The organism is Actinophytocola sp., from assembly GCF_036402745.1.
Classification (GTDB): Bacteria; Actinomycetota; Actinomycetes; order Mycobacteriales; family Pseudonocardiaceae; genus Actinophytocola.
This window is the reverse complement of the sequence record NZ_DASWSJ010000329.1, coordinates 1-6452: the sequence shown is the minus strand read 5'-3', so window position 1 is coordinate 6452 and position 6452 is coordinate 1. Positions and strand designations below refer to the sequence as shown.

Sequence of the window (6452 nt, the reverse complement as noted above, 5' to 3'; positions counted from 1 at the left end):
ACGTCGCCGGGCTGCCCGAGGGGGGCGCCGCCCAGCACCAACCGTCCGCTCACGCCTCCGAGCCTGTCACGACGGCAACGGTAGATGGTCCACCTACCCTGGCGGCCATGGCTGCGCCGGCGGAAACCGTGCCACCGGCGGCCGTGCCGTTCCGCCCGCACCCGCCCGCTCCGGTGCGCCGTCGGCCGGTGCCATCGACCCGCCGCGACCGCACTCCCCCACTGCCCGACGATGCCCGCCTGTCCTGGGTGCTGACTGCGATCCTGGGCGTGGCGAGCCTGGCCGTCCGGCTCTGGGGCATCACCTACCCCCGCGACCTGTTGTTCGACGAGGCCTACTACCCGCCACAGGCGCAGCAACTGCTGACGTGGGGCTTCGAGTACAACCGCGGTTACTCCTTCATCGTGCATCCGCCGCTGGGCAAGTGGCTGATCGCGGTCGGCGAGCAGCTGTTCGGCTACAACTCCTTCGGCTGGCGCTTTCCCTCCGCGGTGGCCGGGGCGGTCGCGGTCGTCGTCCTGGTGCGGTTGACCCGGCGGCTCACCGGCTCGACCCTGCTCGGGCTGCTGGCCGGCCTCCTGCTGGCGCTGGACGGTCTGTCCTTCACCCTGTCCCGGATCGGACTGCTCGACAGCTTCCTGCAGGTACTGGTGCTGTCGGCCGTGACCTGCCTGGTGATCGACCGCGACCGGGTGCGGGCCAGGATCCGCGCCGTCGCCGACGTGCCGGCCGCGGGCTTCCGGATCGGCCCGCGCGGCTGGCGGATCGCCGCCGGGTTCCTCTTCGGAGCCGCGTGTGCGGTGAAGTGGAGCGGCATCTGGTTCCTGGCCTTCTTCGCCGTCCTCGCGCTGTTCTGGGACCGGGCGGCCTGGCGCGAGGCCGGCGTGCGCAGGCCGACCAGGACGACGCTCCGCCGGGGGCTGCCCGGTGCGCTGTGGGCGCTGGCCGCCGTGCCGGTGCTGACCTACCTCGCGTCGTTCACCGGCTGGTTCCTGGGTGAGACCTCGCAGGGCAAGGCGTGGGCGCAGCAGCACCCCGACACCGCGTTCCCCTTCGTTCCCGACGCCCTCCGTTCGCTGTGGCACGAGCACGCGAAGTGGCTGGAGTTCCACAACGGCCTGTCCGCACCGCATCCGTGGGAGTCCGGCCCGTGGTCGTGGCTGGTGGACGGCCGCCCGATCCTGCTCTGGAACCCGCAGGGGCTCATCGACCCCGCCGGCGACCAGGTCGTCCGCTACATCCTGATGGTCGGGACGCCGACGCTGTGGTTCGCGTTCGCGCCCGCGCTGCTGTGGACCCTCTGGCGGATGGTCGCCCGGCGGGATCCGGCGGCGCTGACGGTGGTGGTGGCCATCGCCGCGGGCTGGCTCACCTGGTTCATCAACCTCGACCGGACGATGTTCATCTTCTACATGGCGCCGGCGGTGCCCTTCTTCGTGCTCGCCGTGACCCTCGTGCTGCAGGACGTCATCGGCAGCACGGGCGCCGACTCCCTGCGCCGGCAGGTCGGGCTGGGTGCGGTCTGCCTCTACGTATCGCTGGTGGCCGCGACGTTCGTCTTCTTCCTGCCCGTGCTCACCGGGGAGCCCCTGTCGCACGCGGACTGGCTACGGCGGATGTGGTTCCCGTCCTGGTTCTAGGGTTCCGCGGGCCGATCGCCGAGCCCTTACGGTGGCCGGACCAGCCGCAGACGGAGGAACGACGATGACCGACGCGCAGAGCCGGCCCCTGGTGCTCACCGAGGCCGACGGCGACCTCTGGCGGATCACCCTGGACAGCCCGGAGACGGGCAACGCGCTGACCCCCGCACTCGCGGCCCAGCTCGGCACGGCCTTCGCCACGCGGCCCGCGGACACGCGGGTGGTGCTGCTGCTGGCCAACGGCCCACGGTTCTGCGTCGGCGGGGACGTGCGGTCCTTCGCCGACGCCGAGGACCCGGGCGCCTTCATCGGGCAGCTGGCGCACGACTGGCACGAGGTCATCCGGGCCGTGCTCCACTGCCCGGTGCCCGTGGTCGCCGGCGTGCAGGGTGCGGTGGCCGGGGCCGGCGTAGGGCTCGTGGGGGCCTGTGACGTGGTGGTCTGCGCCCGGCGCACGAAGATCCGGCCGGCCTACGGCGCCCTCGGCCTCTCTCCCGACGGAGGCACCTCCTGGGCCCTCGCCCGCGCGCTGGGCGCTCCGCGCGCACTGGACCTGATGCTCACCAACGGCAGCCTCACCGCGGCCGAGGCGCACCTGAGCGGCCTGGTGGCCCGCCTGGTCGATGACGAGGACCTGGAGTCGACGGTGACCCGGGTGGCGCACGAGGTGGCCGCCGGCCCGATTCGCGCGATGGTGCGCACCCGGGCGCTGGTGCGCCGGGCGGCCACGCGGAGCCTGGAGGAGCAGCTGGACGACGAGGCCCGGCTGATCGCGGAGTCGGCGGCCGATCCGGAGGGCCGCGAGGGCGTCCGGGCGTTCGTCGAGAAGCGGGCGCCGGACTTCCGCAACGCCCGCTGAGCCCGACGACGCCGCCCGGCTCGGCGATCGACGGCGGCCCCGGCGGCCCCGGCGGCTCCGGGACCGGCCGCCGTGGCCGGCCCCGGGAGCCGCTCAGTACCGGCGGTCCAGCAAGCGTCCGGTGGCCGCCGTCCAGGTGATGTAGCCGCGCTCGAAGTTGACCCGCCGGCCACCGCTGATCGCGAACTCGTCACTCGTCGGGTAGCCGAGGTACGAGCGCTCCCAGCCCAGCTGCTGCCACCGGGTCAGGATCGCGCCGTGCACCTCGTGCGCGCCGGTCTGCGGCGTCCAGTAGACCGATCCACCCTCGAAGTGGTTGTAGCGGCCGCGACCGTCCGGCGTGACCGTCTCGTTGGTGCGCGGGAAGCCGAGGAACCCACGCTCGTAGCCCAGCGCCCCCCACTTCTGGTAGATCGCGCCGAAGACGCTGCGGGCCCCGACGCCGGGCCGCCAGTAGATGCCGCCGTTCTGGAAGTTGTTGTAGCGGCCTCGCCCGTTCGGCGTCGACAACTCGTCGCTACGGGGGAATCCGTGGATGCTGCGTTCGGCGCCCATGGACCGCCACAGAGCGGCGATGTCCCCGTGCAGGACGTGCGCGCCGGTCGCGGCGGACCAGTAGAAGGCCGCACCGTCCCAGGCGAAGTTGTTGTAACGCCCTGCCCCCACTGCCGCCGGTAGCTCGTCGGTCAGAGGAGCCCCCCAGACGACGTGCCCGCCGGTGTTCAGGTAGGCCGCGAGGATGAGCCCGTGCACCTCGTGGACGCCGGCCGCCGGCGTCCAGTACATCCGACCCTTGGCGTACGTGCGGTAGCGCAGCCCCGCGTCCCCGGCCTCCGGCGCCGTCGGCGCGCCCAGCAGCGTGCGCACCGCCGCGTCGGTGGCGTACCGGCGGTCGATCGGCGTGACGAAGGTGGCGCTCAACGTGAGGTCGGCGTCCGGCATGACCTGCACGCGCTCCCGCGCCGTCTGCCCGTCGCTCCACCGGTCGAAGGTGGCGACGTTGTCCGCGGCCACGGTCGGCGCGATGAGCGAGACCCTCGCGCCTGCAGTCACCTGAGTGGTGGCGCGCGGCGCACCGTTCACCGTGATGGCGGCCGGCGGCGAGGCGGCAACGGTCAGCGTCCGCAGCCGCGGTTCAGCCACGTAGATGTACTCGGCACGCACCCCGTTGCTGTCCGTGGCGCTCGCGGTGATCTGCAGCCGCGTCTGGTCGCCGTGGTCCTCGAAGGGCACGTCGTAGGTCCCGCCGGTGAAGGTCTGGCCGGGGTGGTCGTGGCAGTAGCCACCGCTGCAGTGCACGAGCACGACGCTCCAGGTCACCGGCCGGTTCGGGCCGTCCTCGGCGTCGGATGCCGTCGCCGTGAGCTGCACCCGTTCCCCCACCGCATAGCGTTGGGTCGACTGCGGGGCGACGACCGACAGCACGGGCACCCGGTTGCCCGGCGCCACGGTGAACGTCGTCGTCCCGGAGGCGCCCTGCGGATCGGTGACGGTCAGCCGCGCGGTCACCGACGTCGTTCCGGTGCCCCCGTAGGCGTGGGTGGCCCGGACGCCGGTGGCCGACGCGCCGTCACCGAACTCCCAGCGGTAGGTCAGCGCCCCGCCGTCGAGGTCGATGGACTTGCTGGCGTCGAACGTGAAGGACCGCGGCGACGCCGGGTCGTTGGTGATCACGGCCTCGGCGGTCGGCGGGCGGTTGCCTGCGGCGTAGATCAGCCTCTTGAGCCGGGAGCCGCCGATGTCGCCGTAGATGATGTCGCCGTTCTCGGCCGCGGCGAACTTGACCGGCAGGCCGTTCTCCACCCCGAAGCCACCGGCCTCCGGCTGCCGCGTCAGCTTGCCCTGGGCGTCGTGGCGCAGGCTGTAGACCCGCTGGGAGGCGTAGTCGCCGAAGAAGTAGGCCCCGCGGTACTGCTCGGGGTACGACGAGCCGGTGTAGACGATGCCGCCGGTCACGCTGGTGCCCAACGGGCCGTGCACGTAGGTCCACAGCGGAGCGGCGTTGCCCACGCCGGCGCACCCGGCCATGTCCCGGTATGCCGGGGTCCGGGTGTTGCCTTCCCAGCACGGCCACCCGTAGCTGGCGCCGGGCCGGACCAGGTTCACCTCCTCCCACGTCTCCCAGCCGACGTCGCCCACGATCGGGGCCCCCGTCGTGGGATCGAGGCTGAAGCGGAAGGGGCTGCGGAATCCGCTGGCGTAGACGCGGCTCTTCCACGAACTCGGCGCCGCGGCGTCGTAGAAGGGATTGGTGCTCACCCCGCGGCCGTCCGGCGTGATGTGCAGGATCTTGCCGTAGCCGGAGTTGATGTCGAGCGCGCGCAGCGCCAGGGGGTCGGCGAAGCGGAAGTCGGCGGCGTCGCCCTGTGACACCCACAGCGTGCCGTCCGCGGCAGCCTCGATGCCGGTGATCGTGTGCACGTCGGTGTTGATCGGCAGGTCCCACATGACCCGCTCGGGAGCCAGCGAGGTGGGGGGCGTCCCCAGCACCGTCGCCGCGCTCAGCCGCATCGTCCACTGCCCGTTCACGCTGAGGGTGCGGGCGAGGTAGATGACCCGGGACGTGAGGTAGTCCCGTGACACGGCGATGCCGCTGAGACCCAGGTCCTGCACGGTGACGACCGGAAGATTCGCGACCGTCCGGGTCGCGCCCTCCGCCGACACCCAGGCCACCCGGCCGTTCTTGCCGGTCGTGAAGTAGCTCCCGTCGGGTGCGAAGGCGAAGTCGGTCAGCAGCTCGCTCTGCCCGGTGGGCATGTCACGCACGGTGAAACCCGGAGGCAGGGACGGCGCAGCCTGCGCCGTCCCGCCACCGGCGACCACAACCGCGGTGGCGACCATCGCTGCGATCACGACGATGCGCACCACCGCGGCCAGGGTTTGGCGAGTTGTCGGACTGAGGACCCCGTTCATGGCGCGGACCTAATCAGCGCGAACGCGGCGCTCACAATGAGTTATCAGGGATAGCCTTTTGTAGGGCCCGTCCCGCCTGAGTGTCGTCACTCTGAGTGGGCACCCCCTCCGCCGACCGCGGTCCACGACGCACGAACGCCGCCAGGGCGGGTGCCCCGACGGCGTCGGCTGGTGGTGCTGTGAAGGTGTGGAGCTGAGGGGAGTTGAACCCCTGACCCCCTCGATGCGAACGAGGTGCGCTACCGGACTGCGCCACAGCCCCTTCGAGCGATGAGAATACCGCCCCGGCTCTCCGGCGCCGGCACCGGGGCGGTGCCGGCGAGCCGGATACGCGATGCGAGCGACCTCAGGCGTTGGCCGCCCGCCGCGGCTGGTACTCGTCGATGTCGGCGAAGCCGATGTCGTCGTCGTCCAGGCCCACGACCGCGCTGTGCTGCCAGCCGACGGGGGCCGGCGTGCGCGCCGCCACCACGCGACCCGGATGCAGCGGGTGCACCGGGGCCAGCGGAACGCTCGGGTGCGGCAGGTTCTCCTGCGCCACGGTCTCGTGGGCCGCGGCCGCTGCCCGCTGGGCCGGCACGGTCCGCACCGCGGGGGTGCGCAACGCCTCGCGTGCCGCGGCACGGGCCGCCCGGCGCGCGGCCAACCGCTCCCGGCGGGCGACCTTGCGCAGGACCAGCACGTAACCCACGACCGCGAGATCGAGCAGCACCTGCACCGTCCACAGCCAGGGGCTGTAGACCAGCGCGGCCAGGAGGGAGAGGGCGGCCAGCGCCACGAGTCCGCCCAGGGTGCGCCGGCGGAGGGCGTGCACGTCGACCTGCAGTTCACCGCTGGTGCGCAGCAGGTCCCGGTCGACGGCCACGCGCTCGGTGGCGGCGTGCACCGCCGGGTCCACGGTGCGCCGTCGCCGAAGCGTCCGGCCGGAGTCGGCCGACTCCGCTCGAGCGCCCTGCGCGTCGCCGCGGGTCACCACCATGGGCACCAGCACGACGAACCACAACACGACCAGAGCGGCCAAGAGAACGCCGGATCCCATT

The 6452-nt window shown here is 72.7% G+C and carries 4 protein-coding genes and 1 tRNA gene; 2 read left to right on the top strand and 3 right to left on the bottom strand.

Annotated features, from left to right (window positions below):
• Positions 1 to 107: 107 nt before the first annotated feature.
• Together VGD70_RS30500 and VGD70_RS30495 are read left to right on the top strand one after the other, a co-directional pair.
• Positions 108 to 1640 (top strand): dolichyl-phosphate-mannose--protein mannosyltransferase, encoded by a 1533-nt coding sequence (locus VGD70_RS30500; protein ID WP_331087451.1) that lies wholly within the window; start codon positions 108 to 110, stop codon positions 1638 to 1640.
• 64 nt (positions 1641 to 1704) lie between these two features.
• Positions 1705 to 2499, top strand: coding sequence for an enoyl-CoA hydratase/isomerase family protein (locus VGD70_RS30495; protein ID WP_331087449.1), 795 nt, complete (start codon positions 1705 to 1707; stop codon positions 2497 to 2499).
• Between the two features lie 93 nt (positions 2500 to 2592).
• Here VGD70_RS30495 and VGD70_RS30490 read toward each other — a convergent pair whose 3' ends face one another.
• The 3 genes from VGD70_RS30490 to VGD70_RS30480 form a co-directional block, all read right to left on the bottom strand.
• The gene (locus VGD70_RS30490; RefSeq protein WP_331087447.1) at positions 2593 to 5367 is read right to left on the bottom strand and encodes a PQQ-dependent sugar dehydrogenase; all 2775 of its coding nucleotides are present in this window, start codon (positions 5365 to 5367) and stop codon (positions 2593 to 2595) included.
• 233 nt (positions 5368 to 5600) lie between these two features.
• A tRNA-Ala gene (locus tag VGD70_RS30485) sits at positions 5601 to 5674 on the bottom strand.
• 84 nt (positions 5675 to 5758) lie between these two features.
• Positions 5759 to 6452: hypothetical protein (locus VGD70_RS30480; protein ID WP_331087445.1), on the bottom strand; the 694-nt coding region annotated here is incomplete at its 5' end.